General features: G+C 72.4%; 20 protein-coding genes. 11 read left to right on the forward strand and 9 right to left on the reverse strand.

Annotated features, from left to right (window positions below):
- Positions 1-25 precede the first annotated feature (25 nt).
- A complete protein-coding gene (locus FLX08_RS19675) occupies positions 26-430 on the reverse strand; it encodes a hypothetical protein (protein WP_142620337.1) in 405 nt (134 codons plus the stop codon).
- 143 nt (positions 431-573) lie between these two features.
- On the opposite strand from FLX08_RS19675, the gene FLX08_RS19680 reads away from it, so the two are divergent.
- Positions 574-948 carry an STAS domain-containing protein gene (locus FLX08_RS19680; RefSeq protein WP_167530486.1) on the forward strand — a complete coding sequence of 125 codons (375 nt, stop codon included), beginning with the start codon at positions 574-576 and terminating at the stop codon, positions 946-948.
- A gap of 22 nt (positions 949-970) precedes the next feature.
- Here the strand turns inward: FLX08_RS19680 and FLX08_RS19685 are convergent, their stop codons facing one another.
- Positions 971-2,089 (reverse strand): MBL fold metallo-hydrolase, encoded by a 1,119-nt coding sequence (locus tag FLX08_RS19685; RefSeq protein WP_142620339.1) that lies wholly within the window; start codon positions 2,087-2,089, stop codon positions 971-973.
- A 162-nt stretch (positions 2,090-2,251) separates the two neighbouring features.
- Between FLX08_RS19685 and FLX08_RS42170 the strand changes: the two genes are divergently transcribed.
- The 3 genes from FLX08_RS42170 (at position 2,252) to FLX08_RS19700 (ending at position 6,639) form a co-directional block, all read left to right on the forward strand.
- A complete protein-coding gene (locus FLX08_RS42170; RefSeq protein ID WP_142620340.1) occupies positions 2,252-3,556 on the forward strand; it encodes a MurR/RpiR family transcriptional regulator in 1,305 nt (434 codons plus the stop codon).
- 145 nt (positions 3,557-3,701) lie between these two features.
- A complete protein-coding gene (hutU, locus tag FLX08_RS19695; RefSeq protein WP_142620400.1) occupies positions 3,702-5,399 on the forward strand; it encodes a urocanate hydratase in 1,698 nt (565 codons plus the stop codon).
- The gene (locus FLX08_RS19700) at positions 5,392-6,639 is read left to right on the forward strand and encodes an allantoate amidohydrolase (protein ID WP_142620341.1); all 1,248 of its coding nucleotides are present in this window, start codon (positions 5,392-5,394) and stop codon (positions 6,637-6,639) included. The genes hutU and FLX08_RS19700 overlap by 8 nt, the downstream gene beginning before the upstream one ends.
- A 194-nt stretch (positions 6,640-6,833) precedes the next feature.
- Here FLX08_RS19700 and FLX08_RS19705 read toward each other — a convergent pair whose 3' ends face one another.
- From FLX08_RS19705 to FLX08_RS19720, 4 genes are all read right to left on the reverse strand, one after another.
- On the reverse strand, positions 6,834-7,523 hold the full coding sequence (locus tag FLX08_RS19705) for a hypothetical protein (RefSeq protein ID WP_142620342.1): 690 nt from the start codon (positions 7,521-7,523) through the stop codon (positions 6,834-6,836).
- Between the two features lie 216 nt (positions 7,524-7,739).
- Positions 7,740-10,154: a Tex family protein gene (locus FLX08_RS19710; RefSeq protein WP_142620343.1), complete on the reverse strand. Its 2,415-nt coding sequence runs from the start codon at positions 10,152-10,154 to the stop codon at positions 7,740-7,742.
- A 633-nt stretch (positions 10,155-10,787) separates the two neighbouring features.
- Positions 10,788-11,168, reverse strand: coding sequence for a hypothetical protein (locus tag FLX08_RS19715; protein ID WP_142620344.1), 381 nt, complete (start codon positions 11,166-11,168; stop codon positions 10,788-10,790).
- Positions 11,169-11,293: 125 nt separating this feature from the next.
- The gene (locus FLX08_RS19720) at positions 11,294-13,042 is read right to left on the reverse strand and encodes a RecQ family ATP-dependent DNA helicase (protein ID WP_142620345.1); all 1,749 of its coding nucleotides are present in this window, start codon (positions 13,040-13,042) and stop codon (positions 11,294-11,296) included.
- Positions 13,043-13,136: 94 nt separating this feature from the next.
- On the opposite strand from FLX08_RS19720, the gene FLX08_RS19725 reads away from it, so the two are divergent.
- The gene (locus FLX08_RS19725; RefSeq protein ID WP_142620346.1) at positions 13,137-14,150 is read left to right on the forward strand and encodes an NADPH:quinone reductase; all 1,014 of its coding nucleotides are present in this window, start codon (positions 13,137-13,139) and stop codon (positions 14,148-14,150) included.
- Between the two features lie 87 nt (positions 14,151-14,237).
- Positions 14,238-15,191, forward strand: coding sequence for a Ppx/GppA family phosphatase (locus FLX08_RS19730; protein ID WP_142620347.1), 954 nt, complete (start codon positions 14,238-14,240; stop codon positions 15,189-15,191).
- Positions 15,192-15,247: 56 nt separating this feature from the next.
- Here the strand turns inward: FLX08_RS19730 and FLX08_RS19735 are convergent, their stop codons facing one another.
- Positions 15,248-15,436, reverse strand: coding sequence for a hypothetical protein (locus tag FLX08_RS19735; RefSeq protein WP_142620348.1), 189 nt, complete (start codon positions 15,434-15,436; stop codon positions 15,248-15,250).
- Between the two features lie 514 nt (positions 15,437-15,950).
- Positions 15,951-16,091, reverse strand: coding sequence for a hypothetical protein (locus FLX08_RS40725; RefSeq protein ID WP_167530487.1), 141 nt, complete (start codon positions 16,089-16,091; stop codon positions 15,951-15,953).
- A 130-nt stretch (positions 16,092-16,221) separates the two neighbouring features.
- On the opposite strand from FLX08_RS40725, the gene FLX08_RS19740 reads away from it, so the two are divergent.
- The 4 genes from FLX08_RS19740 to FLX08_RS19755 all read left to right on the forward strand — a co-directional run bounded on the left by FLX08_RS19740 (position 16,222) and on the right by FLX08_RS19755 (position 18,357).
- Positions 16,222-16,713, forward strand: coding sequence for a metallophosphoesterase family protein (locus FLX08_RS19740; protein WP_142620349.1), 492 nt, complete (start codon positions 16,222-16,224; stop codon positions 16,711-16,713).
- A gap of 37 nt (positions 16,714-16,750) precedes the next feature.
- Positions 16,751-17,386: a DUF5709 domain-containing protein gene (locus FLX08_RS19745; protein ID WP_142620350.1), complete on the forward strand. Its 636-nt coding sequence runs from the start codon at positions 16,751-16,753 to the stop codon at positions 17,384-17,386.
- A 76-nt stretch (positions 17,387-17,462) separates the two neighbouring features.
- On the forward strand, positions 17,463-17,876 hold the full coding sequence (locus tag FLX08_RS19750) for a PH domain-containing protein (protein ID WP_142620351.1): 414 nt from the start codon (positions 17,463-17,465) through the stop codon (positions 17,874-17,876).
- Positions 17,877-17,949: 73 nt separating this feature from the next.
- Positions 17,950-18,357, forward strand: a complete 408-nt coding sequence (locus FLX08_RS19755; protein ID WP_167530488.1) for a DUF3592 domain-containing protein — start codon at positions 17,950-17,952, stop codon at positions 18,355-18,357.
- 68 nt (positions 18,358-18,425) lie between these two features.
- On the opposite strand, the gene FLX08_RS19760 is transcribed toward FLX08_RS19755, so the two are convergent.
- Positions 18,426-20,756, reverse strand: coding sequence for a glycoside hydrolase family 3 N-terminal domain-containing protein (locus FLX08_RS19760; RefSeq protein WP_142620353.1), 2,331 nt, complete (start codon positions 20,754-20,756; stop codon positions 18,426-18,428).
- A gap of 184 nt (positions 20,757-20,940) precedes the next feature.
- Here FLX08_RS19760 and FLX08_RS19765 point away from each other — a divergent pair, with 184 nt between their 5' ends.
- Positions 20,941-21,564 carry an MBL fold metallo-hydrolase gene (locus FLX08_RS19765; protein ID WP_142620354.1) on the forward strand — a complete coding sequence of 208 codons (624 nt, stop codon included), beginning with the start codon at positions 20,941-20,943 and terminating at the stop codon, positions 21,562-21,564.
- Positions 21,565-21,758: the final 194 nt, after the last annotated feature.

The raw sequence follows: 21,758 nt of genomic DNA on the forward strand, positions 1-21,758 counted from the left end.
ACCACGCAGAGCGTTCGCGCGCCGTTCACGTCCGCACCTCGCATTCGTACGGCTGATCGGGCCGGGGCCTGCAGCCCGCGGCCCGCACCCGCCAGCCGTCCGGGAACCGGTGCAGGAAGAGCGTGTCGCCGTCCACCCGCACGCGCGCCTCGTTGCCCCACACCTCGACGCCGCGGATCGTGCCCGCTCGCAGCCCGATGGACACGATGTCCTTCTCACAGTCGTCCAGAGATCGCGCGGCCTCGGGAGCGAGGAGACGGCACGCCGCTCCGCCCCGGCCGTCTCCGGCCGCGGACAGGAACCGCTGCGCCGTCGCGGCGACCGATGGGTCCCGCGCCGAGGCGCACCCCGTCATCACCAGCGCCGTCACCAGCGCCGCGACCGGTGCGGTGACCGGCCTGAGGCAGACGACCGCCGCCCGTATGCCCATGAACGGCGAGTACCCGAGAGGCGCAGGTGAAACCTGAACAGAGTTTTCGGTGGCAATATGCGATTAATCGCCCGGTTACACGTAGTATGGCCAAGTCCGGAAGCTGTTCCGGTGGGGTCGTCTCACCAACGGAGGTGGGACCCATGCACGACTTCCAGGTGTCGGTGGCGCAGTCACCTCCCTTCACGCTCGTCACCCTCAGCGGCGAACTCGATGTGATCACGGTCCCCCGGCTGCGTGAGCGGGTGGCACCCCTCCTGGCCCGTCCCGCGACGCGCATCCTGTTCGACGTCGAGAAGCTGCGGTTCATCGACAGCGCCGGCATGAGAGTGCTCATCGACGCCTGCGTCCGCACCCCGCCGAAGGACGGCGACGGCGCGCTCTGCGGAATGAGCCCGCAGATGCGTCACCTGTTCTCGCTGCTCGGCCTGACCTCACGGCTCACCGTGTATCCGACCCGCGCCGACGCGTTGAGCCATCCGGGGGCCATGCCCCCTGACACGGCCCGGGTGAGCTGACCGGCCGGCGCGGACCGGCTCCTCACAGGATCGTCTGCCACCAGCCGTCCACCGGCGGCGGGTCGTCCACCGTGACCCGCTCGCCCGGTCGCGGCACCACGAGGCGCACGTCGCGTGCCTTGGCCTCCCGCCACAGCTGGTCGATCGGGTCGTTCCAGGCGTGCGGGGCGAGCGAGAACGTGCCCCAGTGCACCGGCAGCAGCACCCCGGCGCGTACGTCGAGGTGGGCGAGGATCGCCTCCTCCGGCGTCATGTGGATGTCCGGCCAGCCCTTGCTGTAGGCGCCGATCTGGATCACCGACAGGTCGAACGGCCCGTACGTCTCGCCGATCGCGGCATATCCGTCGAAGTATCCGGAGTCGCCGGTGTAGAAGACCCGCCGCCGCTCGCCCGCGATGACCCACGAGGCCCAGAGGGTCTGGTCCCGGCGGAGCCCGCGGCCGGAGAAGTGACGGCCGGGGGTCGCCACGAACCGGAGGCCGGACACCGTGGTCTCCTCGTTCCAGTCGAGCTCGACGATCCGGGACGCGGGCACCCGCCACCGTTCGAGATGGGCGCCGACCCCGAGCGGCACCAGGAACGTCGCGGACTGCGTGCGGGCCAGCAGACGCACCGTGTCCATGTCGAGGTGGTCGTAGTGATCGTGCGAGATGACGATCGCGTCGAGCTCGGGCAACTGATACAGCGGCACCGGCGGGGGGTGCAGACGACGCGGCCCGGTGAACGACGCCGGGGAGCAACGCTCGCTCCACACCGGATCGAGCAGCACCCGCCGCCCCTCGATCTCGATCAGGGCCGAGGAGTGGCCGTACCAGACGACGTCGAGGTCGCCGCCCCGGGACGGGCCGGGAGTCATCAGGGGAACGGGCAGCCGGGGCTTGCGCTGCGTCCGGCGGAGGAACTCGCGGACGACCTGCTGCCTGGTCCCCGGCGGGAGGACGGGGCTGGGGCTCGTGTTGCGGAACGCGCCGTCGCGGAACTGTTTCGAGCGCCGCACCCGCAGCGCCCGCTCACCCGAGGGCCGCGCCCCCAGCGCGGCCGGGACGTCCCGCACCGCCCACACCGCCGCCGCCAGCGCGGCGGCTCCCGCGACAAGCCCCAGGCGCCGGCCCAGGCCACCACTTCTCACACCACCGGTCATCAACGGCAATCTCCTTGCTGGGTTCTGCCGATCAGACTAGGCAATCTCCGCGCGTGTCGCGCTGACGGCGCCTTGCCTGTGGACAACCCGCCCCGCAGACTGCGTGTTGAATAAAAGCATGCAGACCGAACGGCCCGGCGCGGGCAGGCGAGGCGGAGGACGATGAACACCGGCCACCACGCGGACGACAGCCCGGCCGCCCACCGCGACGTCGCCGATCAGGGTGACGGCCGCGGCGATCATGACCTGGGCGATCAGGGTGACGCCCGCCGTCAGGACGGCGATCGCGACGTCCCCGGGGACCTCGGCGGCCTTGACGGCGACGCCGCGTCCCGCCTGCTGCGGCTGTTCGAGGGGCATCGGCTGACGCCCGTGCAGCGCAGGATCGCCCACTGCCTCGCGCAGCACGCCGCCGAGGCGCCGTTCCTGTCGAGCATCGAGGTCGCCGAGCTGGCCGGGGTCAGCCAGCCGTCGGTGACCCGCTTCGCGACGGCGCTGGGCTACAGCGGATATCCCGGTCTCCGGCGCAGGTTCCGCGAGCTGGGCGTACGGCCGGGCCGGGAACGGGACGGCTCCGGCCGGAACGGGGAGGACGCCGGACTGGATGCCCGCACCTCCACGGTGGCGCCCCGGCTCTCCGACGGCGGCGCGGACGGGCGGACCGGGGGCCGGGGGGAGGAGCCCACGCCGACGCTTATCGCCACGCCGGAGGACGCGCATCGTCCGTCGTCGGACCCCGGCGCGCCCGCGCGCTCCGTGCCTCAGAAACCCGTGCCTCAGAAACCCGTGCCCCAGCAAGCCGGGTCTCAGCAAGCCGGGTCTCAGCAAGCCGGGTCTCAGCAGATCGGGCCCGGGGATGCCGATCCGGGCCCGGATCGGACAACGGGCGCGGGTGGCGGATATCGGCGGGCCGTGCTGGCGGAGATCGAGAACCTGCGCGCCCTCGCCCGGTCGCTGGACGACCCCGGGCCCGTCGCCGAGGCGGCCCGCCTGCTGGCCGCCTCGCGGCCGCTGCCGGTGCTGGGCCTGCGGGCCGCCGCGGCCCAGGCCGCCGGATTCGCCTACTTCGCGGCGAAGGTCCACCCCGACGTACGCCCCCTGCACGAGGCGGGGTCGCTCCTCGCCGACCGGGTCGAGCAGGCGGCGGCGGCCGGGGCGACGGCGTTGCTGTGCTTCGCCCTGCCCCGCTATCCCGCCGAACTGGTCGACGCCCTCCGGGCCGCCCGCACGGCCGGGCTCGCCGTCGTCACGGTCGCTGACCGGCGCGTGCCGTCCCTCGCCGGCCTGTCGCACGTTCTGCTCACCGCCGCGGTGGGCACGCACCTGGTGTTCGACACGGCGTGCGCACCGATGATGCTCGGCCGGGTGCTGCTCGAGGCGATGTGCGACGAACTGCCCGGGGCACAGGCCCGCCTGGAGGCGTTCGAGGCGTCGGCCGCCGCCCGTGGGGTGTTCCTCATTGACTGAATCTATTCATTCACCCACGATGATGGGACTCACTGAATAGAACCATGCGCCGCAGGCGCGGGTGGGAGGAGAACTCGTGGCTGACGACGGCGGCGGCGCCCTCAACGGCAGGGCCGCGCATGACGAGGTTTCCGGCGACCATGTCATGGGCGTCGGGGCTTCCGGTGGCCGGGCTCCGATCCGGGCTCCGCGCGGCGGCACGCTGAACACGCGCGGCTGGCAGCAGGAGGCCGCCCTGCGCATGCTCATGAACAACCTCGACCCCGAGGTCGCGGAGCATCCGGAGCGGCTCGTCGTCTACGGCGGCAGCGGCAAGGCGGCCCGAGACTGGCCGTCGTACGACGCGATCGTGCGCGAGCTCACCACCCTGCGGGGCGACGAGACCCTGCTGGTGCAGTCGGGCAGGCCGGTCGGCGTGATGACCACCCATGAGTGGGCTCCCCGGGTGCTCATCGCCAACTCCAACCTCGTCGGCGACTGGGCGACCTGGCCGGAGTTCCGGCGGCTGGAGCGGCTCGGGCTCACGATGTACGGCCAGATGACGGCCGGCTCGTGGATCTACATCGGCACCCAGGGCATCCTGCAGGGGACGTACGAGACGTTCGCGGCGGTCGCGGCCAAGCGGTTCGGCGGCAGTCTCGCCGGGACGATCACGCTCACCGCCGGGCTCGGCGGCATGGGCGGTGCGCAGCCGCTCGCGGTCACGATGAACGGCGGCGTGGCGATCTGCGTCGACTGCGACCCGCGCAGCGTCGAGCGCCGCATCGGCCACCGCTACCTCGACGTCCGCGCCGAGAGCCTGGACGAGGCGCTGCGCCTGGCGTACGAGGCCAGGGACGCCCGCCGCCCGCTGTCCATCGGGGTCGTGGCCAACGCGGCCGAGGCCGTGCCCGCGCTGCTGGCGGGAGGCGCGGAGATCGACATCGTGACCGACCAGACGAGCGCGCACGATCCGCTGGCCTACCTGCCGCTGGGCGTCGCGTTCGAGGACATGGCCGCGCTGGCGCGCAAGGATCCCGAGGGCTTCACCCGCCGGGCCCGCGAGTCGATGGCCCGGCACGTCGAGGCGATGGTCGGCTTCCAGGACGCGGGCGCGGAGGTGTTCGACTACGGCAACTCGATCAGGGGCGAGGCGAGCCTCGCCGGGTATGCGCGGGCGTTCGACTTCCCCGGATTCGTGCCCGCCTACATCCGGCCGCTGTTCTGCGAGGGGAAGGGCCCGTTCCGGTGGGCGGCCCTGTCCGGCGACCCGGCCGACATCGCGACGACCGACCGCGCGATCCTCGATCTGTTCCCCGACAACGAGCCGCTTGCCCGGTGGATCAGGATGGCGGGGGAGCGGGTGCGGTTCCAGGGCCTGCCCGCGCGGATCTGCTGGCTCGGGTATGGCGAGCGCGACCGGGCCGGCGAGCGGTTCAACGACCTCGTCGCCTCGGGGGAGATCTCCGCGCCCATCGTGATCGGCCGCGACCACCTCGACTGCGGGTCGGTCGCCTCGCCCTACCGCGAGACCGAGGGCATGCTGGACGGCTCCGACGCGATCGCCGACTGGCCGCTGCTCAACGCCATGGTCAACGTCGCATCCGGCGCGTCCTGGGTGTCGATCCATCACGGCGGCGGGGTCGGCATCGGCCGCTCTATCCACGCGGGACAGGTCACCGTCGCCGACGGCACGCCGCTGGCGGGGGAGAAGATCCGCCGGGTGCTGACCAACGACCCCGGGATGGGCGTGATCCGCCACGTGGACGCCGGATACGACCGGGCCGTCGAGGTGGCCGGGGAGCGCGGCGTACGCGTCCCGATGGCCGGGGCGGAGCCGACCGGCCCCGACGCCGATGTCTGAGGGGGCGGCGCGGGTCCTGCCGGAGGAGGTGGCGGACGGGTTCCGCCGGCTGTGGCGCGACCTGCTTCCCGTGGGCCGGTGCGACGCGACGGGCGGATATCGCCGGCACGCCTGGACGGCGGCCGACGCGGAGTGCCGGGCCTGGTTCGCCGAACAGGCCGGACGGCGCGGCCTGGCGTACGAGACCGACCGCAACGGCAACCAATGGGCCTGGCTGGGCGATCCCGCGGCGGGCGATGCCGTGGTGACCGGCTCCCACCTTGACTCGGTGCCCGACGGCGGGGCGTACGACGGCCCGCTGGGGGTCGTGGGGGCGTTCGCCGCGCTCGACGCATTGCGGGCGCGCGGGTTCCGGCCGGAGCGGCCGCTGGCGATCGTGAACTTCACCGAGGAGGAGGGCGCCAGATTCGGCCTGGCCTGCCTGGGATCGCGGCTGATGACCGGCGCCGTCCGTCCCGAGACGGCGGGGGCGCTGCGCGACGCGGACGGCGTCACGCTGGCGGCGGCGATGGAGCGGGCGGGACGCGACCCGGCAGCCGCCGGGCGTGACCACGAGCGCCTGACCCGCATCGGCGCTTTCGTGGAACTGCATGTCGAGCAGGGCCGCCACCTCGCCGCCACGCCGCATCCGGTCGGCGTCGCCTCCGCGATCTGGCCGCACGGCCGTTGGCGTTTCGACTTCCGGGGGGAGGCCAACCACGCCGGGACCACCCGACTGGAGGACCGGCGTGACCCCATGCCGGCGTACGCGGCGGCGGTGCTGGCCGCCCGGGCGAACGCCGAGCGCCTGGGGGCCCTGGCCACCTTCGGCAGGATCAAAGTCGAGCCGAACGGCACCAACGCCATCGCGTCGCTGGTCAGCGCCTGGCTCGACTGCCGGGCGCCGGACGCCGCCCTGCTGGACAGGCTCGTCGAGGAGACGGTCCGAGCGGCCGATGGGGCCGAGGTGACCCGGGAGTCCTACACGCCGGTCGTGGACTTCGACGTGCCGCTGCGCGACCGCGTCGCGAGCGTCCTCGGCGGCGCGCCGGTGCTGCCCACGGGGGCGGGGCACGACGCCGGCATTCTCGCCGGCGAGGTCCCGGCGGCCATGCTGTTCGTGCGCAATCCCACGGGCGTCTCGCACTCGCCGTACGAGCACGCCGACGAGGCCGACTGCCTCGCCGGAGTCGCCGCACTCGTCGCCGTTCTGGAAGATCTGCTCACACCGGCCGCCGACGGCCCCGGCGGGGCTTCCTGAGCGCTCGGCGGCGCCGGCGGCGGGGTTTTCGCCGGGCGCGCGGATGGGCTGCGATGGCGGGGCTCTGATGGCGGGGCTCTGATGGCGGGGCTCTGATGGCGGGGCTCTGATGGCGGGGCTCTGATGGGGGCGTTCGCTGCGTGCGCGAGCGGCCCCGCCTCGGGCGGATGACGGGAAGGTCGTGAAGACGTCCGTTACCCCGAAAGTGGCAAGTGGAATTCCCCATCAGGGGGAATCGGCTCCAGGTCTTGGCAAAGTGATGATCGCCGACCTGTTCGAAAAGGGGCGGATAGCCCCGCATTCTCGGGCTGTATGCGTTGTGTCGCTAAAAATGCTTGTTTGCCCCGTGATGGGTGACTGAGGCGTTTGCTGCCTTTAGCGTGAGAATCAGGGTCCAGATCCAGGGTTCGATGGATCGATTCGAGCTCCGTGAATTCGGATGTCATCCGCCTTCTCGTCACGGAGCCGACGGAGGGATACCCATGTTCAAAGAAGCACTGGCTGCTGCCGTCATGACGGCTTCGGCCCTCGTCGTCCCTGTCGCGATTCAGACGCAGCCGGCCAACGCCGCCGGCACGACCGAGCAGGTCGTCCGGCCGTCGGTCACGGGGGACTGCCCGGGAGGCAGATGCCGTGACAGGCACCGCTATCGCCACGAGCACTTCCGCCACCATCGGGACGGCTGGGACGGTCGCGATCGCCCCCGCCGCCACCTCCGGGAGCGACAGCAGCAACAGCAGCAGCAACAGCAGCAACAGGGGTCGGGCGGTCAGCAGCAACAGCAGCAGCAACAGCAACAGCAACGTGGCCGCGCTCAGCAACAGCAGCAGCAACAACAGCAGCAGCAGGGGTCCGGCGGTCAGCAACAGCAGCAGCAACAGCAACAGCAGTGATCGGATGACCGTTCATCGCGCCTGATCGACCCTGTGCTCATCAGGTCCGATCGACCTCGTGCTCATCGGGCCTGATCGACACCGTGCCCCGCGTCCACCGTCTCGCGGGGCATTCTCTTTCGCCCGCCGCCGCGGTCCCGGCGCCCGGAAGGCGAGCGCCGGGCGCGCTAGGCCGGTGGATCGGGGCTTGGCCGGCCCGGGGGTGCGTCAGCGGGAGCGACGGTCGCCGGAGCCGGGGTCGGTCAGACCGGCCCGGCGCAGCGCCTCGGCCATGGCTCCGCCGAGCGGCGCGCCACCCGAGCCCCGGCCGTTGCCGCGGCCGGACCCGCCCCTGCCGTTCTGGTTCTGGCCGCCCTGGCCTTGGCGGGAAGGGTTCTGACGGGACTGGTTCTGGCGCGGCTGGCCGCGCCGGCCCTCCTGACGGTCGTCGCGGGCCTCGCCGTTCGGCCCGCCCCTGCGGCCACCGCCCGCCGTCTCGTCGTCCAGGCGCAGTGTGAGCGAGATGCGCTTGCGCTGGAGGTCCACGTCGAGCACCTTGACCCGCACGATGTCGCCGGGCTTGACCACGTCGCGGGGGTCCTTCACGAAGGAGTTGGACATCGCGGACACGTGGACCAGGCCGTCCTGGTGCACGCCGATGTCGACGAACGCCCCGAACGCGGCGACGTTGGTGACGACGCCCTCCAGGATCATGCCGGGCGACAGGTCGGACGGTTTCTCGACACCATCCTTGAACGTGGCGGTCTTGAACGCCGGGCGGGGGTCGCGGCCCGGCTTCTCCAGTTCCTTGAGGATGTCGGTCACGGTCGGCAGGCCGAAGGTGTCGTCGACGAACTGCGACGGCTTGAGCGAGCGGAGCGCCGAGGTGTTGCCGATCAGCGTGCGCAGGTCGCTCTTGGTGAAGTCGAGGATGCGGCGCACCACCGGGTAGGCCTCCGGGTGCACGCTGGAGGCGTCGAGGGGGTCGTCGCCGCCCGGGATGCGCAGGAAGCCAGCGCACTGCTCGAACGCCTTCGGGCCGAGCCGCGGCACCTCCTTCAGCCCGGTCCGGGAGCGGAACGGCCCGTTGACGTCGCGGTGCGCGACGATGTTCTCCGCCAGCCCGGCGCTGATCCCGGAGACGCGGGTCAGCAGCGGGGCGGACGCGGTGTTGACGTCCACGCCCACCCCGTTCACGCAGTCTTCCACCACCGCGTCGAGCGAGCGCGACAGCTTCACCTCGGACACGTCGTGCTGGTATTGGCCGACGCCGATGGACTTGGGGTCGATCTTGACCAGCTCGGCAAGCGGGTCCTGCAGCCGACGCGCGATCGACACCGCGCCGCGCAGCGAGACGTCGAGACCGGGCAGCTCCTGCGAGGCGTACGCCGACGCGGAGTAGACAGAGGCCCCGGCCTCCGAGACCACGATCTTGGTGACGTGCGGCATGTGCTTGACCAGCTCACCGGCGAGCTTGTCGGTCTCCCGCGACGCGGTGCCGTTGCCGATGGCGATCAGTTCCACGTTGTGCTCGGTCGCCAGCCGGGCCAGCACCGCGAGCGACTGGTCCCACTGCCGCTTGGGCTCGTGCGGATAGATCGTCTCGGTGGCCACGACCTTGCCGGTGCCGTCCACGACCGCGACCTTCACGCCGGTGCGCAGCCCCGGGTCGAGGCCCATGGTCGGCCGCGCTCCCGCGGGAGCGGCGAGCAGCAGGTCGCGCAGGTTGGCCGCGAACACGCGCACGGCCTCCTCCTCGGCCGCCTGCCACAACCGGGTCCGCAGGTCGATGCCCAGGTGCACGAGGACGCGGGTCCGCCAGGCCCAGCGAACGGTGTCGAGCAGCCACTTGTCGGCGGGGCGGCCGAGGTCGGCGATGCCGAACCGCCGGGCGATCCGCGCCTCGTAGTCGTTCGGCTCCTCGGCCTCCGGGTCGAGGGTGAGCGTCAGCACCTCCTCCTTCTCGCCCCGGAACATCGCGAGGATGCGGTGCGAGGGCAGGCGGGTGAAGGGCTCGGAGAAGTCGAAGTAGTCGGAGAACTTGGCCCCGGACTCCTGCTTGTCCTCCCGCACCTGGGCGATCAGACGCCCGCGGGACCACATGCGCTCCCGCAGGTCGCCGATGAGGTCGGCGTCCTCCGCGAAGCGCTCGACCAGGATGGCCCGGGCGCCCTCCAGCGCGGCGGCGGCGTCGGCCACGCCCTCGCGCACGTACGCCTCCGCGGTCGCCTGGGGGTCCAGCGACGGGTCGCCGAGCAGCGCGTCCGCCAGCGGCTCCAGCCCCAGCTCCCTGGCGATCTGCGCCTTGGTGCGGCGCTTGGGCTTGTAGGGCAGGTAGATGTCCTCCAGGCGGGCCTTCGAGTCGGCCTCCATGATCCGCGCTTCCAGGGCCTCGTCGAGCTTGCCCTGAGAGCGGATCGAGTCGAGGATGGCGGCCCGCCGCTCCTCCAGCTCGCGCAGGTAGCGCAGCCGCTCCTCCAGCGTGCGCAGCTGCGCGTCGTCGAGCGCTCCCGTGGCCTCCTTGCGGTAGCGGGCGATGAACGGCACCGTCGCCCCGCCGTCGAGCAGGTCGACGGCCGCGGTGACCTGACTCTCGCGCACGCCGAGCTCTTCGGCGATCCGCTGCTGAATGGACGTCGTCACGATCCTGATCCGCCTTCTTCCGGGTCCGCCCTCTCCGGGGGGCTCTCATTCTGCCGGATCCGCCGGGCCCCCTCACTCAACCTGTGGATAACCCGAGCGCCCCAGGGCCGGCCGGGCACACGCGACCCGAGACGGCGATGATCCGCTTCGTCGGCGTCTGCTGCTTCTCCGCGTCCGCCGCCGGCCGGGCGCCCCCGGAAAATCCATTTCCGCGTGGGAAATCCTCCGTCCGGCGGATCGGTGAGAAAGGAGCCCGGGCTTATCGTCGCACATACAGGTCCCGGTACCCCGCCCGGCGCGGGCACGCGGCGATTGCGGCCCGCGGCGCGGCGGGAATCGCGCGATTGCGGCCTGGTGGACGGCCCCACGCGTTTCCCGGCCCCACGCGTTTCCCAGCCCCATGCGTTTCCCGGCCCCATGCGTTTCCCGGCCCCATGCGTTTCCCGGCCCCATGCGTTTCCCGGCGAAATCGTCGCACGGCCGTGTGGTGTGCCATCCATATCCGGCTATATCCGGTCATATCGGGGAGCGGCACGTCGGCCACAAAGAAGCCGGCCACAACGCGCCGGAGGCCCCGCGGCTCCGGCGCGTGCTCAGCCCACGTGGAGCCGCGCGTACGGACCGGCGTGTGGCTCAGGGGACGTGGAGCCGCTCGTAAAGGCCGGCGCCGGCGAGCAGCAGGAGCGCGAGGGTGAGCAGCGCCTGCGACGCCAATGGCGCACCCTTGGCGGGCGTCCCGCCGGCCGGGGCCTTCGGTGCGGCCCGGCCTGGCGGGGTCTCCGGATGGTGGGCCAGGAAGCCCGTGGGGAACGAGGTCACGATCTCGCGGCCGCATCCGGGGCAGGTCGTCCCGGACCAGGGGGGCGGGACGGCCACCTCGTCCCGGGTCCACATCACGACGTCGACGCCCTGCTCGTCGCGCGTGCGGTGGACGACGTACTCCTCCTCCCAGAAACGCAGGCAGTGCAGGCACTCGAACGGCCACGTCTCCCTGGCGCTGATCGCCTCGCGCACCGGTACCACCCCCGAATTCACGACCCCCGCCTATGAGTCTCAACACGGGGTGAAACCACTGCAAGTGGTGCGAAGGACACGATCGGTAATGATTGCCCAGCCCGCCGGCGGCGTCTCCCGCTCCGTCAGACCACTTCGAGCAGCTCGTCGACCAGGCCGAGTGCCAGCGTCTTGTAACCCACGGAGTCGAACAGCACCGTGATCCGGTCCTGCTCGCGGCTCATCACGATCCCGTGCCCCCACTCGGCGTGCCGGACGTCCGCGTGCATGGGGAACCGCCCGTCGCCGGTCTTCGGCGGGGTCGCCGTCCCGGAGCGGCAGGTGTCGCAGTCGCCGCAGGACCGTTCGTACGGCTCGCCGAAATACTCCAGCAGGAAGCGGCGCCGGCAGCCGGTCGTCTCCGCGTAGCCGCGCATCATCTCCAGCCGGGAGTCCCCCATCCGGTGCCGGAGGTCGTCGATCTCCACCGCGTGGGCGGCGGCCTCGTCCGGCGGCGGGCCGTCCGGGGCGTACCGCAGGGCGCCGCCGTGGGTGACCTCGACCGCGCCGGCCCGTTCGAGCAGGTTGACGTGCGAGGTCAGCCTGGCCGCCCCGACGCCGAGGAGCTCCCGCAGGTCGGCGGCGGCCACCTCCCCGCCGTGCTCGTGCACCAGCGTCGCGACGCGCCGCATCAGGGCCTCGTCCGCGTGGCCCCCGGCGAAGAACCTGCGCAGGCCCAGGTCCTCGGGCCGGTAGAACAGCACGGCATCGGCCGGGTTGCCGTCCCGGCCCGCCCGGCCGATCTCCTGGTAGTACGCGTCGAGCGACTCCGGGGGCGCGGCGTGCAGCACGTAGCGCACGTCGGGTTTGTCGATGCCCATCCCGAAGGCCGAGGTCGCCACGACGGTGTCGAGATCGTCGTCCTGGAACCGCTCGTGGATGCGGCGGCGCTCCTTCGCCTTCATCCCCGCGTGGTACGCCTCGGCCCGGCGGCCGCGCTGCTTGAGCATGCCGGCGTACTCCTCGGCCTGGCGCCGCGTCGCCACGTAGAGCAGCCCCACGCCGTCGAGCCCGGCGGTGTGGTCGGCCAGGGCCCTGCGCTTGTCGTCGTCGCCGGTGAACCGGTGGACGTCGAGACGGAGGTTGGGCCGGTCGAATCCCCGCACGATCTGCTGCGCGCCGGTCAGGCCGAGCGACTCGACGATCTCCTCGCGCACGGTCGGCGCGGCGGTGGCGGTCATCGCGATCACCGGGGGATGGCCCAGACGCTCGATCACCTTGCCGAGCCGCAGATACTCGGGCCGGAAGTCGTGGCCCCAGGCGGACACGCAGTGCGCCTCGTCCACGGCGATCAGGGACGGCCGGGTCTCGGCCAGCCGCTCGACCACCTCGGGCTTGGCGAGCTGCTCCGGCGACAGGAACACATATTCGGCGTCGCCCGCCGTGACCTGGTCGAGGCCCGCCTCGACCGAGCCGGCCGAGTTGACCGCCACGGCGCCCGCGGCCCCCGCCTTGAGCAGGCCCATGACCTGGTCGCGCTGGAGGGCGATGAGCGGCGAGACGATGACCGTCGGGCCCTCCAGGAGCAGGCCGGGCACCTGATAGACGGCCGACTTGCCGCCGCCGGTCGGCATCACCAGCAGTACGTCGCGTCCCGCCAGCAGGTGCTCCATCGCCTCCTGCTGGCCGGGGCGCAGCTGCTGCCAGCCGAACGCCTCCCTGGCCGTGGCCCGCAGCCGCCTGCCCCTGCGTCCGAAACGCCGGCCGAAGCGGCCTCCCGCCCAGCCACTGGCCCAGCTTCCCGACCAGTCCCTCGACCAGCCGCCCGCCGTGCCGCCGAGCCGGTCACCGGATCTTCCGCCGGACAGGCCGCCGTACCTCTGCCTGACGCTCATGCCGCCGCACCCCCTCGCCCGATCGGCGAGCAACTACCCGAGCGGAAAGGGCCGAACCGGAATAGCCGTACAGACCCGGCCGCTTAGAGCGGACATGAGAGCGATCGTGTATTCCGAGACCGGGGACAGCGACGTCCTGCGCCTGACCGAACGGCCGGTGCCCGAGCCGGGTCCCGGAGAGGTACGCGTGCGGGTGGTGCGCTCGGGCGTCAACCCGACCGACTGGAAGGCGCGGCGCGGCACGCTGAGCCATCCGGAGGCGGTGCCCGACCAGGACGGCGCCGGGATCGTGGACGCCACCGGGCCGGGCGTGACGGGGGTGGCCCCGGGAGATCGGGTGTGGGTGTGGGAGGCCGCTTGGGGGCGTCCGGACGGCACCGCGCAGGAGTACGTCGTCCTGCCCGAGCGGCAGGTCGTGCCGCTGCCGGACGGAGCCTCCCTCGACCTCGGCGCGAGCCTCGGCATCCCCGCGCTGACCGCGCATCGCTGCCTGACCGTGGCCGACGGAGGACCGGACCGGCTCGCCCCCGGAGCGCTCGACGGCAGGACCGTCCTCGTCGCGGGCGGGGCCGGGGCCGTGGGCAACGCCGCGATCCAGCTCGCCCGCTGGGCCGGGGCGACTGTGGTGACCACCGTCAGCGGGCCGGAGAAGGCGGCGCTGGCCCGCGCGGCGGGGGCGCATCACGTCGTCGACTACCGCGTCGGCGATCCGGCGGCCGAGATCCGCCGCGTCGCCCCGGGCGGCGCCGACATCGTGGTGGAGGTCGCGCCGGCGCCCAACGCCGCTCTCGACGCGGCGGTCACCGCTCCCGGCGGGGTGGTCGCGGTGTACGCGAACAACGGGGGAGACGCGGTCACGCTGTCGGTGCGCGACCTGTTCACCCGCAACATCCGCTATCAGTTCGTGCTCGTCTACACGGTTCCCGAGGCGGTCAAGGACGCCGCCGTGGCCGACGTGCGCGCGGCGGTCGAGGCGGGCGCGCTGCGGGTGGGCGAGGAGGCCGGGCTGCCCCTGCACCACTTCCCGCTGGAGCGTACGGCCGACGCCCACGACGCGGTCGAGTCGGGCGCGGTGGGCAAGGTGCTCGTCGACGTCGCGCCGGACTGAACCCCTGGGGCGAAGCCCGGATGGCCGGGCGAATCCGGGAGCCGGGAGAGGCGATGGATCTTCCCGCACGGGCGGTAGCGTCGGGGCATGCGACTTGGAGTGCTGGACGTGGGTTCCAACACGGTGCACCTGCTGGTGATGGACGCGCATCAGGGGGCCCGTCCGCTGCCCGCGTTCTCCCACAAGGAGGAGCTGCGGCTCGCCGAGCATCTCATCGGCGGCGACAGGCTCAGCGAGGAGGGCGCGGCGCGGCTCGGGGCCTTCGTGCGCGAAGCCGTCCGCATCGCCGAGGACAAGGGCGTGGAGGACCTGGTCGCCTTCGCCACCTCGGCGGTCCGCGACGCGGTCAACGGCGAGGACGTGCTGGCCCAGATCAAGGCCGACACCCGGGTCGACATCCAGGTGCTGTCGGGGGACGACGAGGCCAGGCTCACGTTCCTGGCCGTCCGCCGCTGGTTCGGGTGGTCCTCGGGGCGGCTGCTGGTGACCGACATCGGGGGCGGGTCGCTGGAGATCGCCTCCGGCATCGACGAGGAGCCCGACGTCGCCGTCTCCCTCCCGCTCGGGGCGGGACGGCTCACCCGCGACTGGTTCACCGCCGACCCGCCCGATCCGGAGGAGCTCCGCGCGCTGCGGCGGCACGTACGCGCCGAGATCGCGCGGACGGTCGGGGCGGTCGCCAAGTACGGCAGGCCCGACCACGCGGTCGCCACGTCCAAGACCTTCCGCCAGCTCGCGCGCATCGCGGGGGCCGCGTCGTCGGGCGAGGGCCCGTACGTCAAGCGGACGCTGGCGCACGAGGACCTGGTCGAGTGGACGGGCAGGCTGGCCACGATGCCGGCTGCCCGGCGGGCGGAGCTTCCCGGGGTGTCCGCCGGGCGGGCCGCGCAGCTTCTCGCCGGCGCGGTCGTCGCGGACGCCGCGATGGACCTGTTCGAGCTGCCGGTGCTGGAGATCTGCCCGTGGGCGCTGCGGGAGGGCGTGATCCTGCGCAGGCTCGACGGCCTGCCCATGGGGCGGCCCTCGGTAGCCGATCAGTAAGGTATGAGGGTCATCCAAACGGGGCAAGGCACCAACAACCGGCAATCTTCGTTCCTCTACGTGGCGGGTGATCTTCCGCCGGCCACCGGAGTGCCGTAATCGGGGTCGACCTCTGGAGGAATCTCAATGGTGGAGCTGCTGGGAGCCGTGGTCTCCCTGGCGGCGGTGGCGGTGCTGGTGCTCGGAGCCGTGCTGGTGATCGCGATCGCGACCCTCGTATGGCTGGGTGCGATGGCGATGACCACCGGGCGCGAGTCCTACGGGCGTGCGACGCCCGTCCCTGAGGACACGGGCCCGGACGGGCGCACGTGGAACCCCCGGCCCGAGGCCGGGGCGACCGGTGCGTCCGCCGGCGGATCCGGCAAGGCACCCGCGCTCGGATCCGGCAGAGCGCCTGTGCCCGGGTCGGGCAGAGCGCCTGTGCTTGAGTCCGGCCAGGCATCTGCGGCCGGGTCCGGCCAAGGATCTGTGGCCGGATCAGGCCCAGCGCCTGCGGCCGGATCAGGCCCAGTGCCTGCGGCCGGATCAGGCAAGACGCCCGTCGGCGGGTCCGGCAACGGACACGTCAACGGGCGGGCCGCGGGCCGGAAGGTCCGCACCGTCGCCGCCTCCGTGCGTCGCGCATAGCGAGGCCCACGCGGCGTCCGCGTCCCCGTCAGGTCCTCCTGGCGGGGACGCCGTCGTGTCAGGGCTTCTCTGAGGGATTCTTCGGCAGGGACGCCGTCGTCCGGGGCGCCTCCCGGCCGGGCCGGGCGGCCGTCAGCGGCCCTCCCTGCCCTGCCCGGACAGCGTCTCGACCAGCTCGGTGAGGTGGGCGACCTGAGCCTCCAGCCCGCGTACGCGCGCCTCGAGCTCGAACAGGGTGGGGGCCTGGTAGCCGTCGGCGATCTGCCTGCTCATCGTTCCTCCCGAGCGGGACCGGCCGGGGAGACCGGTGTAGGGGTGCAGGGCATGGGGGTGGTGCGGATCCTGAATCCCTATTCCCCGAATATGCGATTTGGCACCTCTTCTTCCCGGGCAAGATGGAACGGTGAAGGTGGTCGTGCTCGCGGACACCCACGCTCCACGGCGCTGGAAGTCCTGCCCGCCCGCGGTGGCCGCGCACCTGCGGGGAGCCGGCCTGATCCTGCACGCCGGCGACGTCTGCACCGCGGACGTCCTGGTGGAGCTGTCCGCGTACGCTCCGGTCCACGCGGTGCTCGGCAACAACGACGGCCCGGACGTCGCGGCCTGGGGCGCCCCCGAGACGCTCGGCTTCGACCTCGGCGGGCTCCGGGTGGCGATGATCCACGACAGCGGGCAGGCCGCCGGGCGGACCGCGCGGATGCGGCGCCGATTCCCCGAGGCCGACCTGGTCGTGTTCGGTCACTCGCACATTCCCATGGACCTCACGGGCGACGGGGTGCGGGTGTTCAACCCCGGCTCGCCCACCGACCGCCGCCGCCAGCCGCACGGCACCATCGGAATCCTCGACGTCGAGGACGGCCTGCTGCGGCGGGCCGAGATCGTGCCCGTCACCTGAGCTGCCTAAGGGCCGTATGGCGGGGCAGGGGGCCGGTATGAGAGAGAACAGACCACAGCCCGACCCGCGTTCGCGGTTCGAGGACGAAGGCATTCCGGACCTGCAGGAGGGCACGCCCGGGCAGCAGTGGGCCGAGGACCCGCAGGAGATGCCGCTGCCCGGCGACCGGCCCCTGGGCCTCGACGAGTACGGCACCACGCCCGACGAGATGCGCGAGGGCGAGCCCATGGGCGGGCGCCTGTCCCGCGAGGTCCCCGATGTGGACGCCCGGTACGGCACGGAGCCGGGCACGGCGGGTGGCCGTCGTGAGGAGAAGGCCGGTGAGGCCGACGACGAGCTGTTCGACTCCTCCGAGGACGAACCGGCCCCGGGAGCCGAGGCCGACGTCCCCGGCGAGAGCGGCGACCGGCCGTACGAGGGGTACCGCACCGGCACCGGTGACGAGGCGGGCGGCTACGGGTCCGGTGACCCGGCCGATTACGCGACCGCCAACCCCGCACAGCCCGGCAGGTACGGCACGGATGAGCCCGGCCAGGCCGGCCGGCTCGTCGATCCGGACGGCGGCATGGGCGCGGACACCGAGAAGGACATGATCGCCGAGGACGTGGGGCCGGACCTCGGCGGCTACACGGCGGAGGAGCAGGCGATGCGCGTGGAGGACGAGACGCCGTAGGACCGGGCCGCCGCCGCACGGCGGGGGGGCCGGGAAAGAAGCCGCGAGAGGTCCTCGCATTCGTTACGCTGCCCCGATGGCGGGAGTTGAGGAGCCGCGGCACGAATGGCGGGTGCCGCGCGGGATCGTTGCCCTGAAGGGCACCGGCATGGTGCTGTGCGGTGTGCTGGCGCTCGTCGGCGACGGCGCGCAACTCTTCCTCGCGGGCGTGGCGACCCTGGGTTTCGGCCTGCTGACCGGCCGGGACCTGGTCGCGCCGGTGCGGCTCGCCGCGGGAGAGGACGGGCTGGTAGTCAACGGGCTGTCCGGGCGGGAACGCATCTCCTGGAACGACGTGGACCGCATCCGGGTGGACGCCCACCGCCGCTACGGCCTGACGACCCAGCTGCTGGAGATCGACGCCGGCGAGCAGATCCACCTGTTCAGCAGGTTCGACCTCGGCGAGCCGGTCGTCGACGTGGCCGAGACGCTCATGCGGATGCGCCCCTGATCCGTTCCGTACGTTCGTCGCGGTTCGGGAACGATGCAAGCAGATCGCAAGCGCCGGGCCCTAAGGTCCGATCGTGTCACAAACCACACTGATCCTCGCGGGTCTCGGGCTTGTCTTCGGCCTCATCGGCGGCGCCATCACCAGGAACGCCCGGGAGTTCCGCCGCCGGGCGCAGCGCACCCGCGGCCTGGTCGTCGGGCTGCGGGCGAGCCGGGCCACCGACGGCACCGTCTACTACCCGGCCATCCGGTTCACGACCATCTACGGACAGCAGGTCGAGGCCGAGACCGCCTACGGGAGCAACCCACCGCCCGCGCGGCCGGGTGAGGAGGTCACGGTGCTGTACGACCCGGCCAGGCCGACGCGGATCCGCATCGACAGCGCGGCGGGGAACGGCATGCTCCTCGGCGGCATCTTCCTCGCGGTCGGGGTCGTGTTGTTCACCGTGGGGGCGGGGGTGGCGCTGACCCAGACGATCTGAGCCGGCACCTTCGAGCTTGCACGCGTCGAGTCACGCACGCTCGGTCCCCGCCCCCCGCGGTGTGTGGGTCATCCGGTCGTGCAGGCCGCACCGTTCAGCGTGAAGGCGGCAGGGGCGGGGTTGGCGCCGTTGTAGGACCCCTGGAAGCCGAAGCCGGCCGTGCCGCCGTTCGCGCCGATGGTTCCGTTCCAGGCGGCGTTGGACGCGGTGACCTGCTGGCCCGACTGCGTGATCGTCGAGTTCCAGTAGCCGGTGATCCTCTGGTTGCCCGCGTACGTCCACTGGAGCCGCCAGCCGTTGACCGGGCTCGACGACCTGTTGGTGATCGTCACGTCCGCGGTGAACCCGCCGCCCCAGTCGTTCACCTTGTACGTCACCACGCAGCCGCCGGTCGGCGCCGACGCACTGGCGCTCGGCGACGGGCTGGGCGACGGCGACGGGGACGGGGACGGGGACGGGGACGGGGAGGGCGAGGCCGGCGGAGACGGCGAGGGGGAAGGCGACGGGGAGGGAGACGGAGAGGGAGACGGAGAGGGAGACGGGGACGGGCTGGCGCTCGTGTAGGTCAGCCCGAAGCCATACTCGAACAGCCCCTGCTTGCCGTCACCGGCGTTGATCGGCTCCTGGTCGGCGCTGCGCGGCCACGTCATCGGCAGCTTCCCTGCCGGGGCGTGGTCGCCGAACAGCACGTCGGCCACGCCGCGCCCCTCGGTGCCCGGCAGCCAGGCCGCCACCAGGGCGTTCCACTGGTCGAGCTGGCCGGCGATGTCCATCGGCCGCCCGGAGACGAGCACCACGACCAGCGGCACGCCGGACGCCTTGAGCCGCTGCAGCGTGGCCAGGTCGGTCGAGTCGAGGCCCATCGAGCCGGTGCGGTCGCCCTGGCCCTCCGCGTACGGCGTCTCGCCCACGACGGCGATCGCCGCGCGGTAGGAGGAGTCGATGCCGCTGCCGTCGCGGTTGTAGGTGACCTGGGTGCCGGAGCCGACGGCGTCGCGGATGCCCTGCAGGATCGTGGTGCCGGTGGTGATGTTGCCCGACGCGCCCTGCCAGCTGATCGTCCAGCCGCCGCTCTGGTTGCCGATGTCGTCGGCGCTCTTGCCGGCCACGAAGATCTTGCCGCCGCTCTTGCCGAGCGGGAGCACGTTGCCCGCGTTCTTGAGCAGCACCAGCGACTCGCGTACGGCCTCGCGGGCCAGGGCGCGGTGCGCCGCGCTGCCCACCGTGGAGGTGTAGGAACGGTCGGTCAGCGGCTTCTCGAACAGCCCGAGCTCGAACTTCTTGGTCAGGATGCGCCGGTTGGCGTCGTCGATCCGCGACGTCGCGATGCGGCCCGCCTGCACCTCCTGCCTGAGGAGCGTGACGAACCGCTTGTAGTCGGTCGGCACCATCACCATGTCGATGCCCGCGTTGACCGCCGTGGTGATCTCGTTAGCGGTGAAGCCGCTCTGGCCGTCGAGCTGGTCGATGCCCGCCCAGTCGGTGACCACGAAGCCGGTGAAGCCCAGCTCGCGCTTCAGCACGTCGGTGATCAGGTAGTGGTTCCCGTGCATCCGCACGCCGTTCCACGAGCTGTAGGACACCATGACCGAGCCCACCCCGCGCTGCACGGCGGCCTTGAACGGCGCCAGGTGGATCGCGCGCAGATCTGCCTCGCTCAGCTCGGTGTTGCCCTGGTCTCTGCCGCCCGTGGTGCCGCCGTCGCCGACGTAGTGCTTGGCGGTGGCGAGGATGGCGGCGTTCCCGGCGTTCTGGAAGCCGTCCACGATCGTCGTCATCTGCGTGACGAGCTGCGGGTCCTCACTGAAGGACTCGTACGTGCGGCCCCAGCGGTCGTTGCGGGCCACGCACAGGCAGGGCGCGAAGGTCCAGTCGATTCCGGTGCCGGACACCTCCTCGGCGGTCGCCTGCCCGATGCGCTCCACCAGCTCGGGGTCGCGCGTCGCCCCGAGCCCGATGTTGTGCGGGAAGATCGTGGCGCCGGCCACGTTGTTGTGCCCGTGCACGGCGTCGATGCCGTAGATCATCGGAATGCCGAGCGGGGTGGACAGCGCCTGCCGCTGGAAGTTGTCGTACATGTCGGCCCACGACGACGGGGTGTTCTGGGAGGGCGCCGAGCCGCCGCCGGACAGGATCGAGCCCAGCCGGTACGCCGCCACGTCGGAGATCGTCGTCAGGGCCGACCGGTCGGCCTGGGTCATCTGCCCGACCTTGTCGTCGAGCGACATCCGCGACAGCAGGTCGTCCACCCGCGTCGCCACCGGAAGGCTCGGATCCTTGTAGGGCGCGTCCGCCGCCGCCCGCGCGGCCTCGCGACAGCCGACGAAGACGGCGCCGAGCGCCACGGCGAGCAGCGCCACGAGCGCGGGAATCCAGACGGGTCTCAGCCGGGATGTCATCACGTCCTCCTTGATGCTCCCGCCGACCGTAGGAATCGCCGGGAATCCGGGTCAATCGACGTGACTCCCGGACACTCCCCACCAGCCGTGGGCGAGGAAAGTTTCACGTTCCACACCGGCCTTGCCGATCCGCTGTCGGCGAAGATCGCGCCGGTGGGCCGCGGGGCGGCCGTAGCGTCGTCCCATGGATCTGGTCGAACTGCTCCCCAGCCTGTATTTCCTGCGGTTTCCCGTGGGGCACGTCTACCTGTGGCGCGATCCCGACGGGCTGACCCTGATCGACTCAGGGGTTCCCGGCTCCGCGCCGCTCATCGCGGACGCCGTCCGTTCGCTCGGGCACGCGCCGTCCGACGTACGGCGCCTGGTGCTGACGCACTTCCACGAGGACCACACCGGCTCGGCGGCCGGCATCGCCGCCTGGGGCGACGTCACCGTGTGCGCCCATCGTGACGACGCGCCCTTCGTCCGGGGTGAGGCGGCCGGACCCGCGCCGATTCTGTCCGGATGGGAGCAGGAGCTGTGGGACCACGTGCACGCGGACATGCCGCACGTGCCCGCGCCACCCGTGCGCGTCGACCGCGAACTGGACGACGGCGACACGCTCGACTTCGGCGGCGGGGCGCGCGTGCTCGCCGTGCCCGGTCACACCCCGGGCAGCCTCGCGCTCCACCTGCCGGAGCCGGGCGTGCTGTTCACCGGCGACACCATCGCCCGCGCGCCCGACGGCCAGGTCATCCTCGGCGTGTTCAACGCCGACCCGCCCGCGGCCGTCGCCTCGCTCGTACGGCAGGCGGCTCTCGACGTCTAGATCGCCTGTTTCGGCCACGGCGAGCCCGTCACGGAGGGCGCCTCCCGGCTCATCGGGGACACGGCGGCCCGCCTCACCGGCTGACGCCGTACGGTCCCTCCGCGGGGAAGATCACAGGGGTGAGGCCGGCGCGGGCGGGGGATGTCTCGACCGTCATCTGTCCCCCCAGCGGCCGCCGTGGGAGCCGCGGTCGG

It is taken from the genome of Microbispora hainanensis (assembly GCF_006874475.1).
Taxonomy (GTDB): Bacteria; Actinomycetota; Actinomycetes; order Streptosporangiales; family Streptosporangiaceae; genus Microbispora; species Microbispora hainanensis.